Origin of the sequence: Sphingomonas sp. RB1R13 (assembly GCF_036663775.1) — a bacterium.
Taxonomy (GTDB): domain Bacteria; phylum Pseudomonadota; class Alphaproteobacteria; order Sphingomonadales; family Sphingomonadaceae; genus Sphingomicrobium.
Map to the genome: position 1 here is coordinate 495592 of NZ_JAXOJM010000003.1, position 20970 is coordinate 516561.

General features: G+C 66.2%; 20 protein-coding genes. 8 read left to right on the top strand and 12 right to left on the bottom strand.

Features of this window, described 5'->3' with window-relative positions; all coding sequences use genetic code 11:
* From U1700_RS11865 to U1700_RS11885, 5 genes are all read right to left on the bottom strand, one after another.
* Positions 1-1002 carry a sensor histidine kinase gene (locus tag U1700_RS11865; RefSeq protein ID WP_332752865.1) on the bottom strand — a complete coding sequence of 334 codons (1002 nt, stop codon included), beginning with the start codon at positions 1000-1002 and terminating at the stop codon, positions 1-3.
* A 20-nt stretch (positions 1003-1022) separates the two neighbouring features.
* Positions 1023-1427 carry a response regulator gene (locus U1700_RS11870; protein WP_332752866.1) on the bottom strand — a complete coding sequence of 135 codons (405 nt, stop codon included), beginning with the start codon at positions 1425-1427 and terminating at the stop codon, positions 1023-1025.
* Positions 1424-1831, bottom strand: coding sequence for a response regulator (locus U1700_RS11875; RefSeq protein WP_332752867.1), 408 nt, complete (start codon positions 1829-1831; stop codon positions 1424-1426). The genes U1700_RS11870 and U1700_RS11875 overlap by 4 nt, the downstream gene beginning before the upstream one ends.
* A gap of 210 nt (positions 1832-2041) precedes the next feature.
* Positions 2042-2200 (bottom strand): hypothetical protein, encoded by a 159-nt coding sequence (locus tag U1700_RS11880; RefSeq protein WP_332752868.1) that lies wholly within the window; start codon positions 2198-2200, stop codon positions 2042-2044.
* A 142-nt stretch (positions 2201-2342) separates the two neighbouring features.
* Positions 2343-3443 carry a CaiB/BaiF CoA transferase family protein gene (locus tag U1700_RS11885; RefSeq protein WP_332752869.1) on the bottom strand — a complete coding sequence of 367 codons (1101 nt, stop codon included), beginning with the start codon at positions 3441-3443 and terminating at the stop codon, positions 2343-2345.
* A 187-nt stretch (positions 3444-3630) separates the two neighbouring features.
* Between U1700_RS11885 and U1700_RS11890 the strand changes: the two genes are divergently transcribed.
* Together U1700_RS11890 and U1700_RS11895 are read left to right on the top strand one after the other, a co-directional pair.
* Complete coding sequence (locus U1700_RS11890; protein WP_332752870.1) at positions 3631-4791, top strand: acyl-CoA dehydrogenase family protein; 1161 nt, start codon at positions 3631-3633, stop codon at positions 4789-4791.
* The gene (locus U1700_RS11895; protein ID WP_332752871.1) at positions 4788-5708 is read left to right on the top strand and encodes an alpha/beta hydrolase; all 921 of its coding nucleotides are present in this window, start codon (positions 4788-4790) and stop codon (positions 5706-5708) included. Before U1700_RS11890 ends, U1700_RS11895 begins: the two co-directional genes overlap by 4 nt.
* A gap of 34 nt (positions 5709-5742) precedes the next feature.
* Here U1700_RS11895 and U1700_RS11900 read toward each other — a convergent pair whose 3' ends face one another.
* Positions 5743-6546, bottom strand: a complete 804-nt coding sequence (locus U1700_RS11900; protein WP_332752872.1) for a hypothetical protein — start codon at positions 6544-6546, stop codon at positions 5743-5745.
* 78 nt (positions 6547-6624) lie between these two features.
* Between U1700_RS11900 and U1700_RS11905 the strand changes: the two genes are divergently transcribed.
* Genes U1700_RS11905 through U1700_RS11930 form a run of 6 tightly spaced genes read left to right on the top strand, consistent with a single transcriptional unit; the run spans position 6625 to position 12763 of the window.
* Complete coding sequence (locus U1700_RS11905) at positions 6625-7377, top strand: DUF4129 domain-containing protein (RefSeq protein ID WP_332752873.1); 753 nt, start codon at positions 6625-6627, stop codon at positions 7375-7377.
* Positions 7374-8591: a hypothetical protein gene (locus U1700_RS11910; RefSeq protein ID WP_332752874.1), complete on the top strand. Its 1218-nt coding sequence runs from the start codon at positions 7374-7376 to the stop codon at positions 8589-8591. The genes U1700_RS11905 and U1700_RS11910 overlap by 4 nt, the downstream gene beginning before the upstream one ends.
* Positions 8588-9544: an AAA family ATPase gene (locus U1700_RS11915; protein WP_332752875.1), complete on the top strand. Its 957-nt coding sequence runs from the start codon at positions 8588-8590 to the stop codon at positions 9542-9544. Before U1700_RS11910 ends, U1700_RS11915 begins: the two co-directional genes overlap by 4 nt.
* A complete protein-coding gene (locus U1700_RS11920; protein WP_332752876.1) occupies positions 9541-10848 on the top strand; it encodes a DUF58 domain-containing protein in 1308 nt (435 codons plus the stop codon). The genes U1700_RS11915 and U1700_RS11920 overlap by 4 nt, the downstream gene beginning before the upstream one ends.
* Positions 10849-10850: 2 nt before the next feature.
* Complete coding sequence (locus tag U1700_RS11925) at positions 10851-11867, top strand: stage II sporulation protein M (protein ID WP_332753010.1); 1017 nt, start codon at positions 10851-10853, stop codon at positions 11865-11867.
* Positions 11858-12763, top strand: coding sequence for an RDD family protein (locus tag U1700_RS11930; RefSeq protein ID WP_443025941.1), 906 nt, complete (start codon positions 11858-11860; stop codon positions 12761-12763). The genes U1700_RS11925 and U1700_RS11930 overlap by 10 nt, the downstream gene beginning before the upstream one ends.
* Here U1700_RS11930 and glpD read toward each other — a convergent pair.
* The 6 genes from glpD to U1700_RS11960 form a co-directional block, all read right to left on the bottom strand.
* On the bottom strand, positions 12760-14238 hold the full coding sequence (glpD, locus tag U1700_RS11935; RefSeq protein ID WP_332752877.1) for a glycerol-3-phosphate dehydrogenase: 1479 nt from the start codon (positions 14236-14238) through the stop codon (positions 12760-12762). The genes U1700_RS11930 and glpD overlap by 4 nt on opposite strands.
* Positions 14235-15707: a glycerol kinase GlpK gene (gene glpK, locus U1700_RS11940; protein ID WP_332752878.1), complete on the bottom strand. Its 1473-nt coding sequence runs from the start codon at positions 15705-15707 to the stop codon at positions 14235-14237. The genes glpD and glpK overlap by 4 nt, the downstream gene beginning before the upstream one ends.
* Positions 15704-18067: a transketolase gene (locus U1700_RS11945; protein ID WP_332752879.1), complete on the bottom strand. Its 2364-nt coding sequence runs from the start codon at positions 18065-18067 to the stop codon at positions 15704-15706. Before U1700_RS11945 ends, glpK begins: the two co-directional genes overlap by 4 nt.
* Before the next feature lie 103 nt (positions 18068-18170).
* Positions 18171-18656, bottom strand: coding sequence for an HPP family protein (locus U1700_RS11950; protein ID WP_332752880.1), 486 nt, complete (start codon positions 18654-18656; stop codon positions 18171-18173).
* Positions 18653-19855 carry an NAD-dependent formate dehydrogenase gene (locus U1700_RS11955; RefSeq protein WP_332752881.1) on the bottom strand — a complete coding sequence of 401 codons (1203 nt, stop codon included), beginning with the start codon at positions 19853-19855 and terminating at the stop codon, positions 18653-18655. Before U1700_RS11955 ends, U1700_RS11950 begins: the two co-directional genes overlap by 4 nt.
* Positions 19856-19943: 88 nt before the next feature.
* Positions 19944-20867, bottom strand: coding sequence for a LysR family transcriptional regulator (locus U1700_RS11960; protein ID WP_332752882.1), 924 nt, complete (start codon positions 20865-20867; stop codon positions 19944-19946).
* Positions 20868-20970 lie beyond the last annotated feature (103 nt).

The window sequence follows — 20970 nt, forward strand, 5'->3', positions numbered from 1 at the left end:
CTATTTGGAGAGTCGATCCAAACGCATCCGAGCCGTCACGACGAGACCGTTCGTCTGCCAGTCGTAGGTGAGCTTGCCGCCGAGCTGTCCAGACACGCTGCGTGCGATCAATTGGCTACCGAAACCCTTCAACACTGGTGATCCGGCAATGGCCGGTCCGCCCGTCTCCGCCCAGATAACGGAAATGTTGTTACCCTCGATCTTGCTCGTTACGTCGAGAAAGCCAGTTTCGCAGGACAGCGAGCCATATTTGACTGAATTGGTCGCCAGTTCATGGACTACCATTGCAAGCGCAGTGGCGGTTCGCTCGCCGATGCCCATCCGCGCAACCGACACACGGATACGTCCCGAAAAAGCTGCGGTTTCGTCATAGGGCGCAAGCAGGATGGAGAGGAGATCGCCTAACAGGGCAGCTTTCCCCTGTTCGCCGGGCAGCGGGCGAACCAAGTCGTGGGCACGGCCGAGGGCGGTCAGCCGCTTCGTTAGCGCTGACGCCATTTCCTCAACAGACTTCGCCGAACGCGCGGTAATCTGGGTTAGTCCCGCCGCTATCGCCAAAAGATTTTTGACTCGATGACTCATTTCTCCGGCAAGCAGCTCGCTGCCTTCCTCGGCTTGCTTGCGGCTCGTGACGTCGAGGAAGATTCCCGACATCATCCTTCCCACAATGCCTCCGTCGGCACCCTGCCCACGGGCCGCAATCCACCTCACCTCATCCCCGAGACAGATGCGAAAATCGATCTCATACAAGCCGTCGACGGATCGCGTCGCGTTAAAAGCCGCTCGGACTCGATCGCGGTCGATCGGATGGATGCGCGCAGACAGTTGCTCGAACGTCACTTTGTCCGACCAAGGGACTCCCCATAGTTCGAAGGCGTGTTTGTCCATCGCGAATGCGTCGGAGTCGACCTGCCACGCCCAGACGGCAACGCGTGCCGCCTTGATCGCCACTTGCAGGTGTTCCTGATACCAAGTGATGGCAGATGCCCTTTGCGAAACCATCGTCTGCCCTTCGTTGGCAATTACTTCAATCGGCTTGCTCTTAGCGTCTTGATATAATCAGTGACGGCTGCTGGTTCATACGGACGGGCAAGGTGCGGGCCATTTTCACACAGTTCGGCAGCCGTCTGCGCGGCGGTCTCGTCGCCCGCAGCGAGCTTCACTTCCAGTTCCGGACGATTCGCTCGCACCCAATTCGCCAGCCCAAAGCAGGTCTGGGAGCCAAGCGCAGAAATGTGACACAGGATAACGTCGATCGAGAGCGAGGGCTCTTTCAACGCGATAAAGGCCTCGTCGATCGTCGCCGCTTCCACCACAGCATATCCACAATGACGAAGGTAGTCGGCAAGGACATGCCGGGAGACAATGTCCCCGTCTACGACGAGCACGGATGATGCAATGGGCTCCGTCTTCTCTCCGGGGGTCATGTCAACTTTCCAATCTCGGTCTCAACCGCTTGCAGGATCGCGTCCAACGCATAGGGCTTGGCCAGAAACTGCGTGGCGCCGTCGGCCAATGCCGCCGCAGGGCGTAAATGCCCTGAAACGATAATGACGGGCAGCGCCGGAAATCTTCGCCGAACAATTCCAAGCAGGGCGATGCCATCGAGTTCACCAGGCATTCGTACGTCACTGATAATCAGGTCCGGGGCCACTGAATCCAGTGCTTCTATCGCCTCGTCTCCACAGCAAGCTTCAACCACCTGATAACCAGCCTCGCGCAGCCCATCACTCAGCGCCAACCGGATAAGCAGTTCGTCCTCAACGACTAAAATGCATTTGCGGTTTGGTGTGAACACAGTTTCTGCCGACAGCGCTGGATTGGAAATCATCGAGAATCCCCCGACGATCTAACTTCGCAATCCAAGCACGGTTCCCTGCCGGCATGGTATGTTTGCGATTTAGGTCAACGTGATAGCCCGCCGCGGCTTGCGGCGCTGGCTAAAACGCCGGGCGGACCCAAAAACGCCGGGCGAACGGGGAACCGCCAGCGGGTCGAGCGCATCTGGCGGTTCCGCACGGCATCGACACTTTTCCCGCTGCTAGAATTTCGCCTTGAAAGTGAAATGGGCGTCATGGCTGGTCACCGACTTGCCGAACTCGCCGCGATGACCAAGATCGACCGACACATTGCCAACATCGCCGATGACGAGGTCCAGCCCGCCGGTCCATGCGCTCTTGTCGAACCGGGTACGGATCATCGGCGGGCGGCGGCAGGGCTGGTACCGATCGCGCTGACGAACACGGCCTGGCGGCGCGACATGTCGATGGTCTGTACACCGCCGAACCGGTCGCGAAGGCGAGGTTGGTCCCGGCATTGCCGCCGCCGCCGCCCGACCCGCTTCAGCGGGCCCAGCGGTCGATAACGGCGGAAAGCCCGGTTTCTCCATCGCTGCCAATCACCGCGGGCGTGGCGGAGAAGCGCGGTGCGGGAGCGGCCTGCGCGATTCCATCGCGGACAGTGAAACTCGATCGCTCGGTTGCTTGGCGGTGGTTGACCGCTTCACGGAGCGACAGGACCGGAGTCACGCAGGCATCGGTCGCGGCAAACATTTGCGCCCATTCGTCGCGCGGGCGCGTGGCAAAGACGGCAGCCAGTTCCGCCTCCATCGCGGGCCATCCTGCGCGATCAGCCTGCACCAGGCCGCGCTCCTCCAGTCCCAGCCCGGCGATCATCTCCGCGAAAAACTGCGGCTCGAGGCAGCCGACGGCGACATGGCGGCCATCGGCGCAGGTGTAGCAGCGGTAAAAGGGCGCCCCCCCGTCGAGCAAATTGCTCGCGCGTTCGTCGGCCCAGTGGCCCGTCGGCAGCCACGCGTAGAACAGGCTGAGCATTGTCCCGACCCCATCGGTGATCGCGGCGTCGACGACCTGGCCCTCCCCCGTGCGCTGCGCCGACAGGAAACCCGCGAGCATCCCGGCGACAAGGAACATCGTCCCCCCGCCATAATCGCCAACCAGGTTGAGCGGCACCGTCGGCGGTGCCCCCGGGTCGCCGATCGCGTGGAGCGCCCCCGTCAGCGAGAGATAGTTGATGTCGTGCCCGGCGCGCATCGCCATCGGCCCCGCCTGCCCCCACCCGGTCATCCGCCCGAACACCAGCCTCGGATTGCGGGCAAGGACGACATCGGGACCAAGCCCGAGCCGTTCCATCACCCCCGGGCGAAATCCTTCGATCAGCCCGTCGGCGCGATCGATCAGGTCGAGCAGCGCATCGCGCTCGGCGGGCAGCTTGAGGTCGAGCGCGACATGACTGCGACTGCGATACAGCACCGCCCCGCCGACGTCGTTCCACACCTGCGCGCCCGTGGGTGCCCGGCGAGCGATGCGGACGATGTCGGCCCCCATGTCGGCCATGACCATCGCCGCCAGCGGCACGGGCCCGATCGCGTCAATCTCGACGATCCTGATCCCCGCCAGGGGTCCGCGCGGCACACTCGTCATGTCAGATCCTTCTGGACTTTGCGCCTTGCGTGGAGGTCATGAGACCGCAACGGGCGAGCTGCCTCCACTATCATAGCCGATAGGACAGCGCCGCCGTTGCGCAAAATCCATGGCGAACGCGTCACTCCTTCGCCATGGTTGCGCGAGCGGGCGGCATCGGGCCGCTCTTTTGCCTGAAGGATCACCTTTGCGCCGCGTCATCTTCGAGCCCGAGCACGAGCAGTTCCGCGATTCGGTGCGCCACTTCATGCGCACCGAGATCGCGCCCCATGGCGAGCGCTGGCGCAAAGCCGGGATGGTCGACCGCGAAGCCTATGCCAAGGCCGGCGCGGCGGGCCTTTTGTGCACCTGGGCCGACGAGAAATATGGCGGCGCCGCAATCGAAGATTTCCGCTTCGAGCAGATCATCATCGAGGAGAATGTGCGCGAAGGCGACGTCGGCTTCTACATCAACCTCCACTCTGACCTGGTCGCGCCCTACATCGCCACGCTCGGCAATGACGAGCAGAAGGACCGGCTGATGCCCGGCATCGTCGCGGGGACGAAAATCCTTGCGGTGGCGATGACCGAACCCTCCACCGGCAGCGACCTCGCCGGCATGAAAAGCCATGCCGAGGACCATGGCGACCACTGGCTGCTCAACGGCGCCAAGACCTATATCTCGAACGGCATTCTCGCCGACGTCGTGATCGTCGCCGCGCGGACCGACCCCGCCTCGCGCCACGGCCTCGGCCTGTTCCTCGTCGAGCGCGGGATGGAGGGTTTCGAGCGCGGGCGAAAGCTCGACAAGATGGGGCTGAAATCGCAGGACACCGCCGAGCTGTTCTTCAACGACGTGAAGGTCCCCAAGGCCAATGTGCTGGGCGAACCGACAATGGGCTTCCGCTACCTCGCCCGCTTCCTCGCGCAGGAGCGGCTGGTCGCGGCGATCGGCTTCATCACCTCGGCCCAGACCGCGTTCGACCTGACCCTGGACTATGTGAAGGAGCGCACAGCATTCGGCCAGCCGATCGGGACCTTCCAGCACAACCGCTTCGTCCTGGCGGGCATGAAGGCCGAGCTCGACGCACTGCAATGCTATGTCGACCAGTCGGTGCTGCTGCTGATGGCAGGCGACCTCACCCCTGAAGATGCGTCGGCGGCCAAGCTGCTGACCAGCGAGCTAGAGGGCCGCGTGATGGATGCCTGCGTCCAGCTCCACGGCGGCGCCGGCTATATGGAGGAATATCGCATCTGCCGGATGTACCAGGACGCGCGGATCAGCCGCATCTTCGCGGGGACGTCGGAAATCATGAAGGAAATCATCGGCCGAGGGCTCGGGCTCGACGATCGCAAGCGCAGCGCATGACCACCCGCCACCTGGTCGATCCCGAACTGCTTGCGATGGCCGACAATTTTCCGGCGATGATGCTCAGCGACGAAAGCCTGCCTGCGATCCGCGCCTCGATTGCGGCGATGCTCGCGGCGGTCCCGCTGCCCGACCTGCCGGTCGTCTCGAGCGACATCCACATCCCCTCGGGCGACGGCGATCGCACGGTCCGTTGCCTGCTAGTCCGCCCGGTCGAGATCGCCACCAGCGCCCCCGCGATCCTCCACTTCCACGGCGGCGGCCATGTCCTGGGTGTGCCCGAAATGGACGCCCCCATGCTCCATCGCTGGTCACACGAACTGGGCTGCCTCATCCTTTCGGTCGACTATCGCCTCGCCCCCGAAACCCCCGCGCCCGGCCCGATGGACGACGCCTATGCTGCGCTTGCCTGGCTCAATGCAGAGGCCGCCGCGCTTGGCATCGACCCCGCCCGGGTCGCGGTCAGCGGGACCAGCGCTGGAGGATCGATGGCCGCCGGCCTCGCCCTCCTCGCGCGCGATCGCGGCGAATATGCCATCGCCTTCCAGCATCTCGACCAGCCGCGCCTCGACGACCGCCTGCCCGACAACCCCTCGACCGGCGAATTCGTCTGGACTCGCGACAACAGCGCCTGGTGCCGCGCCGCGCTCGGCGGCCAGGACGACCCCTATGCCCATCCGGCGCGTGCGACATCGCTCACCGGCCTGCCGCCTGCCTTCATCGGGGTCGGCGCGCTCGACCTGTTCGTCGACGAATGCCTCGCCTACACCGCGCGCCTGTCGCGGGCCGGGGTAGCGGTCGAGCTGATCGTCTATCCCGGCGCGTTCCACGGCTTCACCGTGGCGGCCGGGGCAAGCGTCGCGGTTCGCGCCAACGAAGATGGTCTTCGGGCCTTGCGACGCGCCTTCGCGGCCTGAGCCTTCCCCGGCTCCTCGACGCGGCCAGCCGTCCCTAGCGGAATACGTCGGCCAGCGCCGCGTCCGACGGGCCGTCCTTGGCGTTGCGCAGTTCGACGAACAGCGACGCATGGCTCACGCCCGACACGACCGAAATCAAAGTCTGCATGATCAGCAGGACGGCGATCGCCATGATCGACGGATCCTGCTGCGCCTTGGCCATCGCCTGAAGCGAAAAGCTTCCCCCAGCGACCACCAGGGTCGTCATGAGCGCCATCGCCAGCCAGCTCAGCACCACCAGGACCAGCACCATCCCGAAGATCCGCCAGCGATAACCGCGCGTCAGGTAACGGCTTCGTCCCAGCGCGCCCATGATGCTCAGTCGCTCGTCGACCAGCGCCGGTGCCGACACCGACCACATCAGGTACAGGATGACCCCCGGGACGACGAGCAACAATATCCCGAACATCATCGCGATGCCGCTGATGATCGCCATCAAGATCAGCGGGATGGCGACGACCAGCCCGGCCATGATCGATTCGCCCAGCCCCGGATGCCGCCCTTCCTCATGTTCGACCGTCGACCGCACCAAAGCCCCCTGCACAATCGCGTAAAAGGCGATGCCGAGCACCGCACTGATCATGGTCAGCGCCAGGTTTGTGGCCACGCTCATCTGGCTCAAGTCGGTCCCGCGCACTTGCCGGATCGCCAGGTTGACCAGCGTCGACGGTAGCGCGCTGAACAGGAAGGCGACGCCCAGCGTCGTCACCGGATTGCTGCCGATCGTCCCGAACGCCCGACCAAATACCCGCCCGATCGAAACCTGCCGGTCCGGCACGTCCATTGCGATGCTCGCCATTCCATATTCCCCCATCAACGCTTCTACCCAAGTAAAACCTAGGCATGCCCACCATCCTGTCCAGTAAAAATTAAGCCATTGCGTGCGAACGAGCTTCCGTTCACTTTAACCGCACGCCAGCGTTTGCGTACCGGGGGCACTATTCAGGACAAGGTCGGCCAGGCGGAACGGTTCGCGGCGGCGCATCGTGCGCTTCGCAGCGACGCGTCGGTGCAATTCTCGCTTCCCGCCACTCCGCCCGACCCCAAGGCGCCCGAATGGGTGCGTCACCTGATCGACGCCCTCAACCAATTCTTCGCGCCGATCGGCCGCGCCCTGGCCAAATTCTTCGGCCTGTTCCCCACCGGTCCCTTTGCCCAGATCCTGTTGTGGACGGTGCTGGCGGTCGTGGTCGCGGGCTTTGGCTGGATGGCATGGCAGCGCATCCACCATGGCCAGTGGCGCTGGCCGAATTTCCGCCGCACGCGCCTCGGCACGCCGGTCGCAGACCCCGACGAATGGGTCCCCGACGCCGCCCCGGCACGCGAATGGCTCGCGCAGGCCGACGCCCTCGCCGCCGACGGCCGCTATGCCGAAGCGGCGCATCACCTGCTCGTCCGCTCGGTCGAAGACATCGCTCGCCGACGGCCCCAACTCGTCCGCCCCGCGATCACGTCGCGCGAACTGACCGTCGCCAGCGTCATCCCGCCCCCGGCGCGCACCCTGTTCGCCGACATATCCGCGCTGGTCGAACGAAGCCTGTTCGGCGGCCGCCCCGTAGCACTCGGCGAATGGGCAAGCGCCCGCGCCGCCTATGCCGACTTCGTCCTGCCCCAGGCGTGGCGCGGATGAGCGACCTCGCCATCACCCCGCGCGATCATGATGCCGCCTCGCCCTTCACCCAGCGCTCGATGCTGATCATTCTCGTCGTCGGGCTGATCTCCTTCGCCGCGATGCTCGTGCTGGGCGCCTATGCCCCCGACCTTCGCTCGGGCAGGAATGGCGGTGCCCACGCTTTGTCCAACGCCGCCACCGGTTATAGCGGGCTGGTCGCGCTGGCCGAGGCGACGGATCGCAATCCGCTGATCATCCGCAACGAACGCCAGCTCGACAGCGAGGATCTCGCCGTCCTCGCGCCCGAAAAAGCCGCGGTCAACCTCAACAAGGCGCTCACCGCCCGCGCCACTCGCCCCACGCTCATCATCCTGCCCAAATGGCAGACCAGTCCCGATCCCGACCATCGCGGGTGGGTCACCGCCAAGGGGCTGCTCCCCCCGGCCGAGCCGCAGGGCATCCTCGCTCCCAACTGGCCGATGAAGGTTGATCGCCAGCGCGCCAGCGGCCCGCTCACCACTCTCGCTCCCGCCGCCACCGGGGTCCAGTTCGCCGCCCCCGTCATCCTCCAGACGGTCAGCGCCCCTCAGATGATCCCGCTGATTACCGATGCCCAGGGCCACATCGTCCTTGGTCGGCTCAACGCGACCGTCCCGCTGTTCATCCTTGCCGACCCCGACCTCCTCTCGAACCGCGCGATGGCCGATCCCAATCAGGCGAAGGCCGCGCTGGCCCTGCTCGACTATCTCAACTCGACCGATGCCGACGCCATTTTGTTCGACGTCACTCTTAACGGCTTCGGCCATTCGCCAAGCCCGCTCCGCCTCGCCTTCGATCCGCCGTTCCTCGCGACCACGCTGGCGATGCTCGCCGCGCTGATCCTCGTCTCAGTACAGGCGCTCAACCGCTTCGGGCCGGTCCGCCGCCGGACGCGCGCCCTCGCCTTCGGCAAGGCGGCGCTGATCGACAATGCCGCCGCGCTAGCCCGCAAAGCCGGGCGCGAGGCCGCCTTCGGGCCGCGCTATGCCGCCATGCTTCGCGACCGCGCGATCGCCACCTTCCGCGTGCCGCCACGTCTTCGCGACGGCGCGATCGATACCTATCTCGACCGGATCGACCCCAAAAACCCCTTCTCGACCCTCGCCGCAACCACCGGCGAGCCCCACCGACCCGAGGCGCTGCTGGCCGCCGCCCGGGCATTGCATAGCTGGCCCAGGGAGACAGGCGCGTGACGCTCGACGACGTACAAACACTGGCGCGCGCAATCCGCGCCGAGGTCGGCAAGGCCGTCGTCGGGCAGGAGGCGACGGTCGACCTGTTGCTCGTTGCGCTGCTGGCGCGCGGCCACATCCTGCTCGAAGGGCCGCCGGGCACCGCCAAGACCCTCCTCGCGCGGGCCTTCGCTCATGCTGTCGGGCTCGACTTCGGTCGTATCCAGTTCACCCCCGACCTGATGCCCGGGGACATCATTGGCTCCAACCTGTTCAACTTCCAGACGTCCAGCTTCACCCTGACGCGCGGCGCGATCTTCACCGAATTACTGCTCGCCGACGAGATTAACCGCACCCCGCCCAAGACCCAGGCCGCGCTGCTGGAGGCGATGCAGGAACGCACCGTCACGATCGACGGCGAAAGCCTCGCGCTCGGCGAACGCTTCATGGTCATCGCCACCCAGAACCCGATCGAGCAGCAAGGCGTGTTCCCCCTGCCCGAAGCCCAGCTCGACCGTTTCCTGTTCAAGCAGATGGTCGATTATCCCAGCGCCGAGGAAGAGCGCCGGATCATCGCCTCGCACGGCGCTGGCCGATCGGTGATGGACCCCGTCGCGTGGGGCGTCGAACGCTGCACCGACGCCGCGACCATCGGCGAGGCCGTTGCCGCCGTCGCCACCGTCCGCCTCGTCGACGAAGTGATCGACTATATCGCGGCGCTGGTCCGCGGCACGCGCGACGTTGCCGACCTCGAAAGCGGCGCCTCGCCCCGCGCCGGCGCCATGCTCGCCGGGGCCGTACGCGCCCGCGCCGCCATCGAAGGCCGCGACTTCGTCATCCCCGACGACGTCAAGGCGCTCGCCCCCGCGCTCCTCCGCCACCGCCTGATCCTCGCCCCCGCCGCCGAAATCAACGGCCGCGCTGTCGAGGATGTCGTGCGCGACATCATCGAGACGATCGAGGCGCCGCGTTGATCTATCCGACGCGATTGGCGGTGCTGATCGCAGGCGCGGGGGTCCCCGTCACGCTGCTCGTCTCGGCGATGCGCAGCGACGACTGGTTCGTCGGGCTCGCCTGGCCGGTCGCGGTGCTGCTGCTGTTCGTGGTCGACGCGGTCCTCGCCGGCAGCGGCGGAACGGTCGCGGTCGCACTCCCCCCCAGCGCCTTCGTCGGCGAGACTCGCGATGCACTGGTCAGCGCCCGCTTCACTGCCCGCCCCCCGGCCCGGGCCGAAATCGCGCTCGGCACCAATGCCCTGCTCGCGCTCGAAGACGACGGCCGCGCGTGGATCCCGCTCGTCGACGGGCGTGGCACGATCGCCGTGCCGATGACCATGGCCCGCCGCGGAACCGCGCTGGTCGATACCGCCTGGGCGCGCTGGCGTGGCCCGCTGCGGCTCGCGTGGAAGGGCCGCGCGTCGCCCGTCGGTGGCCATTTCCCGATCCTCCCCGATATCCGCCCGGTGCTTGAAAAGGGTGCCCAGCTGCTTCAGCGGCACGGCATGCAGGGCCTCATCGCCCAGCTAAATCGCGGCGACGGATCGGACCTCGATGCGCTGGTTGAATATCGCTCGGGGATGGACCGCCGCGCGATCGACTGGAAACAGTCCGCCCGCCATCACAAGCTTCACGCCAAGGAATATCGCGCCGAACGCAACAGCCAGATCGTGTTTGCGGTCGACAGCGGACGGCAGATGTCCGAACCCGTCGGCGGCCTCCCCCGGCTCGATCGCGCGGTCGCCGCCGCCCTCCTCACCGGCTGGCTCGCCCTCAAGGTCGGCGACCGCGTCGCGCTCCATGCCTTCGACAGTCGCCCACGCATCGCCGGCGGGCTGGTCTCGGGCGCCGCCGCCTTTCCCGAACTCCAGCGCCTCGCCGCCGCGATCGACTATAGCGGCGATGAAACCAATTATACTTTCGCCCTGACCGCGCTCGCGACCCGCCTCACCCGCCGTTCGATGATCGTGCTGTTCACCGAATTCACCGACGCAAGCTCGGCCGACTTCCTCGTCCGCGCCGCCCGCCGCGTCGTCCAGACCCATCTCCTGGTCGTCGTCGTGCTAAAGGACGAGGAGCTCGAGACCATCGCCAACCGCTCGCCGGGGGAGGTCGGCGACCTGGTCCGTTCGGTGACCGCCGCCGCCCTCCTCAAGGACCGCCGTGTGGTCATCACCAGGCTCCAGCACCTTGGGGTCCATGTCATTGAGGCAGAACAGGAAATGATCGGCGAACGGCTGATTGCCGGCTATGTCGACCTCAAGCGGAGGAACCTGCTTTGACCGTGTCCGCGCGTGTCGCCTCGTCCCCCGCCGTGATGGTCAACGCGACCCGCTTCCGCGCCGCGCACGAGGCCGAGTGGAGCCGCCTCGACGCGCTCGTCACGCGGATCGAGAAGCGCTCGATCGGGGCGCTGACCGACGACGATCTGCTCGCCCTCCCCCTGCTCTATCGCGCCACCTTGTCTTCGCTCTCGGTCGCCCGCGACACCTCGCTCGACCGCGGCCTGATCGCCTATCTCGAGCAACTCTCGACCCGCGCCTATTTCCAGATCTACGGCGTCCCCACCTCGGCCCGCCGCCAGCTCGCCACCTTCTTCCGCTCGGGCTGGCCCGAAGCCGTCCAGTCGATCTGGCGCGAGACCCTCGTCTGCGTCGCGCTGACCGTCGCCGCCGCGATCGTCGCCTATCTCCTTGTCCGCAGCGACCCCAGCTGGTTCTTCGGGATCATCCCCGAAGCCCTCTCCTCGGGCCGCGATCCGACCGCCACCGCCGGTTTCCTCCGCTCGACCCTCTATGACCGGCAGCACGACATGCTCGCCTTTTTCGCCACCTATCTCTTCACCCACAACAGCCAGATCGCGATCTTCGCCTTCGCGCTGGGCTTTGCCTTCGCCGTCCCGACGGTCCTGCTGATCATCTACAATGGACTCATGCTCGGGGCGATGGTGGCGGTGTTCGCGGGCAAGGGCCTAGGCGCCAATTTCGCCGCCTGGCTGATGATCCACGGCACGACCGAGATGTTCGCCATCTGCCTGGCCGGAGCGGCCGGAATGCGGATCGGCACCGCCATCGCCTTCCCTGGCCGCGACACCCGCAGCGACGCGCTGGTCCGGGTCGGCCGCCCCGCCGCCATCGCCATGGCCGGCACCGTGCTGATGCTCGCCATTGCCGGGCTGCTGGAGGGGATCGGCCGGCAGACCGTGCTCGGCGACGGCAACCGCATCCTGATCGGCAGCGTCATGCTGGTCGGCTGGCTCGCCTATTTTTACCTGCCCCGCCGCGGTTCGACATGGCGCTGAGCACCCCCGCCCGCCGGTCCGATCCCGCCGCCCGCCCCCGCGCCGCGCCGCGCATGCGCCGCAGCTTCGTCACCCCCGAAGGCGTCGACCTGCAGCTCGAACTCGGCTCGGCCGGCACCCGCGCCGCCGCCTTCATGATCGACGGAATGCTGATCGTCGTGGCGCTGGTCGTCGTCACCATCCTCCTCTTCTGGCTCGCCCGGGAGAGCGGGATACAGGCCGCCGCGATCATCTGGCTGATCGGCTTTTTCGTCCTTCGCAACGGCTGGTTCATGTTGTTCGAGATGGGCGGGCGCGGCGCCACCCCGGGCAAGCGGCTGATGGGGCTGCGCGTGGTGGCGCGCGACGGGGCGCGGCTAACCGGCGGCGCGGTCATCGCCCGCAACGCGATGCGCGAGATCGAGGTGTTCCTTCCCCTCTCCTTCCTCGCCGCGCAGGCCGCAGAAGGCGCGGCCGACGCCTTCCTGACGATCTTCGCGCTTGGCTGGAGCGGCATCTTTCTGCTGTTCCCCTTGTTCAACCGCGACCGGCTCAGGGTCGGTGACCTCGTCGCCGGGACATGGGTCGTCCAGGCGATCGGCATGCGCCTGGCCCGCGACGTCGCCAGCCCGGTCGAGCGCCATCGCCGCCAGTTCAGCGACGCTGCGCTCCTGCTCTACGGCGAGTTTGAGCTCCAGACGCTGGAGGAAGTGCTTCGCAACGGCAAGGACGACGCCGTCGGCACCGTCGCCGCCATGATCCGCGACAAGGCCGCAATCGCCAACGATGGCCAAGACCGCGACTTCCTCGAGGATTATTATGTTGCGCTGTGCGTCCGGCTCGAAGGCGGGGCGCTGCTCGGCCGCCGCCGCGCCGACAAGCATAGCGTGCTCCAGTCCGACGACCGCCGCCGCTAGCCCGCCGCTTTCGCCGCCAGATAGTCCCCGACCCGCCGGGCAAGCGCGTCACCGCCGTGGATCCCCAGCTTGGTCCGGCGGGCAAGGATGTCCGTCGCGCTCACCGCCCATTCCTCGGCGACCAGATAATCGACCTCGCGCCCGAACAGCCCCGCGCCGAGCGCCTCGCCGAGGTCGGCCAGGCCTTTCGCCTGCCCCATCACCGCCGCGATCCGCGTGCCATAGCTGCGCGCCATCCGCTCGGCGGTGTCGCCCGGCAGGAACGGCCACCGCGCCATGACCCCCGCGACAAACTCCTCGATCCCAACGCCGATATCGCCCCCCGGAAGCGCCACCCCCGCCGTCCATTCCGGCCCCATCGCCGGCAAAAACGGCGCCAGCTGTTCCAGCGCATGTTCGGCCAGCTTGCGATAGGTGGTGATCTTGCCGCCAAAGCTCGACAGAAGTTGCGGCGCCTGATCAGTCCCCAGCCTGAGGACATAGTCGCGCGTGACCTCGGCTGCTTCGTCGGCACCATCGTCGAACAGCGGCCGCACCCCCGAATAGCTCGACACGACGTCCCCCGGCGCGATCGGTGTCGCGAAATAGCGATTGACGCTAGCGCACAGATACTCGGTCTCGTCCGCGTCGATCACCGGGCATGACGGATCGCCCGTGAACGGCTTGTCGGTCGTCCCGATCAGCGTGAATTCGCCTTCGTAGGGGATGGCGAAGACGATCCGCTTGTCCTCATTCTGGAGGATATAGGCGTGGTCGCCAGCGAACATTCGCGGCACGACGATGTGGCTGCCCTTGACCAGCCGCGGCGGCTTTTCGGCGCGCGCCTCGGGCATCTCCTCCAGCACTTGCCCGACCCATGGCCCGGCGGTGTTGACGATTGCGCGCGCGGTCACGACCGATCCATCGCCAAGCCGCACCGCCCAGTGATCGGCCTCGCGCCGTGCACCGAGGAACGCCGTGCGGGTACGGATCGTCGCCCCCCGCTCCTTTGCATCGAGTGCGTTGAGCACGACCAGCCGCGCATCGTCGACCCACCCGTCCGAATAGACGAACCCGCGCTCGATCGGCTTCAGCCCAGCGCCCCACTTGGTCCCTGCCAGCCGCACGCCGAACGACCGCGGCAGTCGCGACCGCCCGCCGATCCGGTCATAAAGCAGCAGCCCCAGCCGGATCAGCCACGCCGGGCGCATCCCCTTGGCCAGCGGCATGACAAAGCGCATCGGGCGGATCAGATGTGGCGCGATGTCGAGCAATTTCTCGCGCTCGGCGAGCGACTCGCGGACCAGCCGGAACTCGTACATCTCGAGGTAGCGCAGCCCGCCATGGATCAGCTTGGTGCTCGATGACGAGGTATGCGAGGCTAGGTCGTCACGCTCGACCAGCAGCACCTTGAGCCCGCGCCCGGCGGCGTCACGCGCGATCCCGGTCCCGTTGATCCCGCCGCCGATGACGAGCAGGTCGTGTTGCCAGCTCATACCGACAGCGTTCGCCGCACAGCATCCTGCCAGCCAGCATTGAGCGCCGCGCGCTTGTCCGCCGTCATTTGCGGCACGAACGTCCGGTCCGCCCGCCACGTCGCGGCAATGTCGTCGGGACCGCGCCACATGCCGGCCGTCATCCCCGCCAGAAACGCCGCCCCTGCCGCCGTCGTCTCGATATTGGCCGGCCGCGCCACTTCGCTGTCGAGCATGTCGGCCAGGAACTGGCAGAACCAGTCGTTGGCCGCCATCCCGCCATCGACCCGCACCTGCCGCAAATCGCGCGCGCCGTCCGCACTCATGGCCGCGATGAGATCCTTGGTCTGATACGCCACCGACTCGAGTGCCGCCCGCGCGAGGTGCGCCCCGGTCGCGTCGAAGGTCAGCCCGCTGATCGTCGCCCGTGCCGCCGGGTCCCAGTGCGGCGCCCCCAGCCCGACGAACGCCGGGACCATGTAGACCCCGTGATTATCGTCGAGCCGCGTCGCCAGGTCATGCGTATCGGCGGCATGGGTGATAATTCCGATCCCGTCGCGCAGCCACTTGATCGCCGCCCCCGCAACGAAGATCGATCCCTCCAGCGCATAGGTCGTCCGCCCACTCAAGCGATAGGCGATCGTCGTCAGCAGCCCATGCTCGCTCGCCACCGCGTGATCGCCGGTGTTGAGCAGCAGGAAACAGCCGGTGCCATAGGTCGACTTGACGTCCCCGCGCGCAAAACAGGCCTGGCCGATCGCGGCGGCCTGCTGGTCCCCCGCCATCCCGCCGATCAGGGTCGGGCGGCCAAGCACATTCGTCTCGCCAAACTCGGCGGCATTGTCGCGCACCTCGGGGAGAAGGTTTGCTGGCACCATGAACAGCCGCATCAATTCCTCGTCCCACACCCCGCGATGGATATCGAACAGCATCGTCCGCGATGCATTGCTGGCATCGGTCGCATGGACCTTGCCGCCCGTTAGCCGCCACAACAGGAAGCTGTCGATCGTTCCCGCTGCGAGCTCCCCGCGCTCGGCCCGCGCCCGCACCCCCGACACCTCGTCGAGGATCCATTTCAGCTTGGTCGCGGTGAAATAGGGGTCGAGCAGCAGCCCCGTCCGCGCGCGCACCAACGGCTCGCATCCCTCGGCCTTCAGCCGCGCGCACAGCGCCGCCCCGCGCCGGTCCTGCCACACGATCGCCTTGTACACCGGCTCGCCCGTCGCGCGGTCCCACACCACCAGCGTCTCGCGCTGGTTGGTAATCCCGATCGCCGCGACCCGCCCGCCATCGGCCGCCGCCGTCTCGGTCAGCGTTGCCAGCGTGTCGCGCCAGATATCCTCGGGGTCGTGCTCGACCCAGCCGGCCTGAGGATAATGCTGCACAAATTCACGACGGATCGAATGGCGCGGCACTCCGTCTTGGCCAAAGCTCATCGCCCGCGTCGAGGTCGTCCCCTGGTCGATCGCAAGGATGATGTCGTCGTTCATGCGCGGTCGAGGATGACTTGCGCGACCGCGTCGACGATCGCCTTGGCATCGAGCCGGTAAAGGTCGAACAGGTCGGGCAGGTCCCCCGTCTGGCCGAAGCGGTCGGTCCCCAGCGGACTGACCCTCATCCCGGTTACCCCGCCGAGCCACGACAGGGTCGACGGCGCCCCATCGATGATCGTGACCAGGCTGGCACCCGGCGCAAGCGCATCGAGCAGCTGCTCGGCATGGCATTTCTCGCGCGGCTTGCCGGTCCAGCGCGCCGCCTGGGCGGCCGACCAGTCGCGGTGGAGCAGGTCGGGCGAGGTCACCATCAGCAGCCCCAATCCGGGCGCATCCTCGGCCAGTTGATCAGCGGCGGCGAGCACCTCGGGCGTCACCGCGCCGGTAAAGGCAATCGCCAGGTCCGCCGCTCCCGACGGCGCCCGCAGCCAGTAACCGCCCTTTAGCGCCGGCGCCTTCCAGCCATCGTCGGCCCGCTCGACCTGCGCGATCGACCGGGTCGTCAGCCGCAGATAGACCGACCCGCCATCGTCGGCCTGCAGATGATCGAACGACCAGTGCATGATCAGCGCCAGCTCGTCGACGAACGCCGGCTCATAATAGGTCAGTCCGGGCTGGCCGATCCCGATCAACGGCGAATTGATCGACTGGTGCGCGCCGCCCTCTGGCCCGAGCGTCAGCCCCGAGGGCGTCGCGACGAGCAGGAAGCGCGCATCCTGGTAACAGGCATAGTTCAGCGCATCCAACCCGCGCGCGATGAACGGGTCATAGACCGTGCCGATCGGGATCAGCCGCGTCCCGAACAGCGGCCCCGAAAGTCCCAGCGCGGCAAGCATCAGGAACAGGTTGTTCTCGGCGATCCCCAGTTCGATATGCTGGCCTGCCCCATGCGCGGCCCACTTCTGCGCGGTCGGGATCTTGGCAGCAGCGAAGATGTCCTTCAGTTCCTGGCGCCGGAACAGCCCGCGCTGGTTCACGAACGCACCCAAATTGGTCGAAACCGTCACATCAGGGGACGTCGTGACGATCCGATCGGCTAGCGGATGGCCCGATTTCGCCAGATCGAGCAGGATTCGACCGAACGCCGCCTGGGTCGCCTGCTCAGCCCCGTCGGGCACCGGAATCTCCTCCGGAACCGGCACTCGCTTGACCGTGTCCAAGCGTGTCGCCTTCGCCAGCGAACAGTCCTCGACCACCGCCCGCGCGGCGGCGGCGGCATTGTCGCCCATTCCGCCATAGGGCGCCCACTCGTCCCCCGCCGATATCCCCATCGCATCGCGCAGGCTCTCGATCTGGCCGGGGTTCATCAGCCCCGAATGATTATCCTTGTGTCCCGCAAACGGCAGGCCATAGCCCTTGATCGTGTAGGCGATGAACAGCGTCGGCGTGTCGTCATCGCAGCGCGCGAACGCCTCGAGCAACGTCTCGATGCAATGCCCGCCAAGATTGGTCATCAGTTGCGCCAGCGCGGCGTCGTCGTGCGCGGCGATGAGTTTCAGCGACTTGGGCTCCCCGGCCAGGTCGCGCGTCAACCGCTCGCGCCACGCCGCCCCGCCCTGATAGGTCAGCGCGGCAAACTCGGCATTGGGGCAATTGTCGATCCACTCGCCGATCGCCGTCCCGCCCGGCTTGGCAAAGGTCGCGCGCTGCAGCTTGCCCTGCTTCAACGTCTCGACCCGCCATCCGCACGTCTCGAAAATATCGTCGAAACGGCGGAACATGCGGTCGGCGGTCGTACTGTCGAGGCTTTGGCGGTTATAGTCGACGATCCACCAGCAATTGCGAATGTCATGCTTGAAACATTCGATCAGGCATTCGTAGATATTGCCCTCGTCGAGCTCGGCATCGCCCATCAACGCGATCATCCGTCCAGCGTCGGCCTCTGCCATTTCGCCATGTGCGATGAGATAGTCCTGGATCAGGCTGGCAAAGGCCGTCACTGCAACGCCCAATCCGACCGACCCCGTCGAAAAATCGACCGGGATCACATCCTTGGTCCGCGACGGATAACTTTGCGCCCCGCCCAGCCCGCGATATCGTTGGAGCGCGTCGAGGCTCTGCTGGCCAAGCATGTAATGGATCGCGTGAAGCACCGGCCCGGCATGCGGCTTGACCGCGACCTTGTCGTTGGGTCGGAGCGCGCCAAAATAGAGGGCAGTCATAATCGCCGTGATCGAGGCGCAACTGGCCTGGTGCCCACCGACCTTCAGTCCATCGCGGGAATCACGAAGATGGTTCGCGTTGTGGATCGTCCACGACGACAACCAGCGCAGCCGCGCTTCGATCGATTCGAGAATGGCGACGCGCTCGGGCGTCGGCTGGCCTGGGGGAAGTGCGGAAGGGGTGCGCGTGATCATGTCCACCCGCATGGCTTACCGCGAAAGAAAAAGCATCGCGAAAACAGTTTCGGCATGACCGCAGTCGCTTTGGTCATAACGGCCTACACCGAATGGCGATCGGTCAGCCGGGGCGCCGGGTGCGGAGTTGCCGAAAAGCGAAGCCCGCCAGCGAGATGGCGATGGTTCCGACGAGCACCGGGGTCAGCAGAAAGGTCGGCGCTGCGGCGGTGGCAATGACGATCAGCGGATCACCCCCGGCCGGCGGATGCATCGTTCGGGTCACCATCATCGCCGCGATCGCGCCGCCGACCCCGACCGCCATTGCCAATGGCCCGTGACCAATCGTCGCCATCGCTGCGAGTCCGACCAGCGACGAGACCAGATGCCCGCCGATCACGCTCGCGGGACGCGCGAACGGACTGTCAGGGACGCCGAACACCAGCGCGCAGCTCGCCCCGAACGAGGGGATGATCCACGCCAGATGGCTCGCCGACTGGAGCAGGAGCAGGGCATAGATCATTGCCGCTGCGGCAAGGCCGGCGAGAAGCACGGCGAGCGGGCGGGGCACGGGCGCTAGCCCGAACCCCGGTCCAAGCAACCGCTTCATGCTTTGTGGTAGTTGGCCGCTTCCTCCGACCCTCCGGTGGAATCACCCGCACTATACGAATGCGCGCCAGTGCCAGCGAGGCCGCCGCCCTGAACGATCAGATATTCGTCGCGGATTGGTCGCCCTTCGAAAAAGCATTCGAGGATCTCGCGCGTCCCCGCCGCATAGCGCGCCTGCGCCGACAGCGAGGTGCCCGAAATATGCGGGGTCATGCCCTCATAGGGCATCGTCCGCCACGGATGGTCGTTGGGCGCCGGCTGCGGGAACCAGACGTCGCCGGCATAGCCCGCCAATTGGCCGCTTTCGACCGCGCGAACGATCGCATCGCGGTCGCACAATTTGCCGCGCGCCGTGTTGACCAGATAGGCGCCCCGCTTGAAACTCTTGAGTGTATCGTCGTTGATCATATGCTCGGTCTCCGGGTGGAGCGGGCAGTTGAGCGTCACGACGTCGCATGCTGCATACATTTCCTCGCGGTTCGCATGCCAAGTCAGGCCAAGCTCCTGCTCGACCTCGGCGGGCAGGCGATGGCGGTCGTTATAATGAAGGTGCATGTCGAACGGCTTCAACCGGCGAAGCACCGCGAGCCCGATCCGGCCGGCCGCGACGGTGCCGACGTGCATGCCTTCGACGTCATACGATCGCGCGACGCAATCGGCGATGTTCCAGCCGCCCTTGGTGACCCAATCGTGCGACGGGATATAGTTGCGGACCAGGCCGAGGATCATCATCACGACATGCTCGGCGACGCTGATCGAATTGCAGTAAGTCACTTCAGCAACGGTGATGTTGCGATCGATCGCAGCCTGCAGGTCGACGTGATCCGATCCGATCCCGGCGGTCAGCGCGAGCTTTAGATTCTTCGCCTTCGCGATCCGCTCGGCTGTCAAATAAGCGGGCCAGAACGGCTGCGAAATGATGACGTCGGCATCGACCAGTTCGCGCTCCAGCACGCTGTCGGGGCCGTCCTTGTCAGAAGTCACGACCAAGGTATGCCCGGCGTCTTCAAGATATTTGCGAAGCCCAAGCTCGCCCGACACCGAGCCAAGCAGATGCCCGGGTGTGAAGTCGATCGCCTTGGGCGTGGGATGGGTCTGCCCACCGGGATATTCGGTCAGACCGGGCAAGTCGTCGCGCGCATAGCTAGTCGGGAACCCGGTGATCGGGTCGTCGTAAAGGACACAAACGACTTTCGCCATGACACTCTCCTGATAACGCCTCGGTCGGGCGTGCTTGGGGCGCAATCTTCACCCGGCGCCTGAAGCGATCAAATAAGAGTTTCGACGATCATGATAGGTTTATCCGATCAACGGCGGCCGTGATGACGGAGAAATCGACCGACCGTGCGCAGCTTTCCAGAGCGCGGGCCATGGGGGGCGCCGGCTCACGGTCGCTGGTGACAAGCCCGATCGACTGAAGGTGCAGCGGTTCGACCAGCGGGATCAGCGCCACGTCGCGCTGCTCGCCAAAAAGATGCGCGAAGCTGTGGGGGACGATGCTCGACCAGCCACCGGTGCGCAGTTGCGACAGGATAGCAAGGAAGCTGTTACTGACCACGTCAGGGCGAATATCCGCTTGCTGGAGCGCGAACACGCCATTGAGGATCCGCCGGTTCTGCATGTCGTCGCTTAGCAGGCACAGGCGCTGCCCGGCCGCCTCGCGCCAGCTGATCTGGCTACGGTCGGCCAGCGGGTTGGTTGTTGCGGTCGCAAACAGATAATGTTCGAGAAACAGCGGGATCCGCCGCACGCCGGTGAGCGGCTCATTGTCGAGATAGGTCAGTCCGGCATCGAGCTCGAAATTGTTGAGGTCATGCTCGATTGCCTTCGACGACATCGATCTTATCTCGACACTCGCGGCGGGATGTGACGCGCAAAAAGGTTCGACGAGCATCCCGACGACGGGCATCGCCGCAGGGATCACACCCAGCCGCAGCACCCCGGTCAGTCCGCCGCGAAGTCCTTGCAGGCCCTGGCGAAGGATATCCTCGTCGCGCAGCAGCTGCAGCGCACCGTCGAGCACCAGTCGCCCTTCGGGCGTGAGGTCGAGGAAGCGCCGTCCGCGCACCACCAGCCGCGTGCCGAGTTCGGCCTCGAGCGAGGCGAGGGCCCCGGACAGCGTCGGCTGCGAAATATTGCAGGCCGCCGCCGCGCGTGCAAAATGACGCTCTCGGGCAAGCGCGGTGAAATAGCGAAGGTGACGAAGCAACATCGGAATAACCGATGACGCGAACCGCGCTGTCGCGCAACCGGCGCATTATGGCGCAGGGCGCGCATATATGAAGGCGCGGGCGTCTGTGCTAAGCAAACAGCGT

What these genes read in the sequence shown, in the direction of transcription:
- U1700_RS11865 (WP_332752865.1), bottom strand. Translation starts at nt 1,002, where the DNA reads ATGGTTTCGCAAAGGGCATCTGCCATCACTTGGTATCAGGAACACCTG.
- U1700_RS11870 (WP_332752866.1), bottom strand. Translation starts at nt 1,427, where the DNA reads ATGACCCCCGGAGAGAAGACGGAGCCCATTGCATCATCCGTGCTCGTC.
- U1700_RS11875 (WP_332752867.1), bottom strand. Translation starts at nt 1,831, where the DNA reads ATGATTTCCAATCCAGCGCTGTCGGCAGAAACTGTGTTCACACCAAAC.
- U1700_RS11880 (WP_332752868.1), bottom strand. Translation starts at nt 2,200, where the DNA reads ATGATCCGTACCCGGTTCGACAAGAGCGCATGGACCGGCGGGCTGGAC.
- U1700_RS11885 (WP_332752869.1), bottom strand. Translation starts at nt 3,443, where the DNA reads ATGACGAGTGTGCCGCGCGGACCCCTGGCGGGGATCAGGATCGTCGAG.
- U1700_RS11895 (WP_332752871.1), top strand. Translation starts at nt 4,788, where the DNA reads ATGACCACCCGCCACCTGGTCGATCCCGAACTGCTTGCGATGGCCGAC.
- U1700_RS11900 (WP_332752872.1), bottom strand. Translation starts at nt 6,546, where the DNA reads ATGGCGAGCATCGCAATGGACGTGCCGGACCGGCAGGTTTCGATCGGG.
- U1700_RS11910 (WP_332752874.1), top strand. Translation starts at nt 7,374, where the DNA reads ATGAGCGACCTCGCCATCACCCCGCGCGATCATGATGCCGCCTCGCCC.
- U1700_RS11930 (WP_443025941.1), top strand. Translation starts at nt 11,858, where the DNA reads ATGGCGCTGAGCACCCCCGCCCGCCGGTCCGATCCCGCCGCCCGCCCC.
- glpD (WP_332752877.1), bottom strand. Translation starts at nt 14,238, where the DNA reads ATGAGCTGGCAACACGACCTGCTCGTCATCGGCGGCGGGATCAACGGG.
- glpK (WP_332752878.1), bottom strand. Translation starts at nt 15,707, where the DNA reads ATGAACGACGACATCATCCTTGCGATCGACCAGGGGACGACCTCGACG.
- U1700_RS11945 (WP_332752879.1), bottom strand. Translation starts at nt 18,067, where the DNA reads ATGATCACGCGCACCCCTTCCGCACTTCCCCCAGGCCAGCCGACGCCC.
- U1700_RS11950 (WP_332752880.1), bottom strand. Translation starts at nt 18,656, where the DNA reads ATGAAGCGGTTGCTTGGACCGGGGTTCGGGCTAGCGCCCGTGCCCCGC.
- U1700_RS11955 (WP_332752881.1), bottom strand. Translation starts at nt 19,855, where the DNA reads ATGGCGAAAGTCGTTTGTGTCCTTTACGACGACCCGATCACCGGGTTC.
- U1700_RS11960 (WP_332752882.1), bottom strand. Translation starts at nt 20,867, where the DNA reads ATGTTGCTTCGTCACCTTCGCTATTTCACCGCGCTTGCCCGAGAGCGT.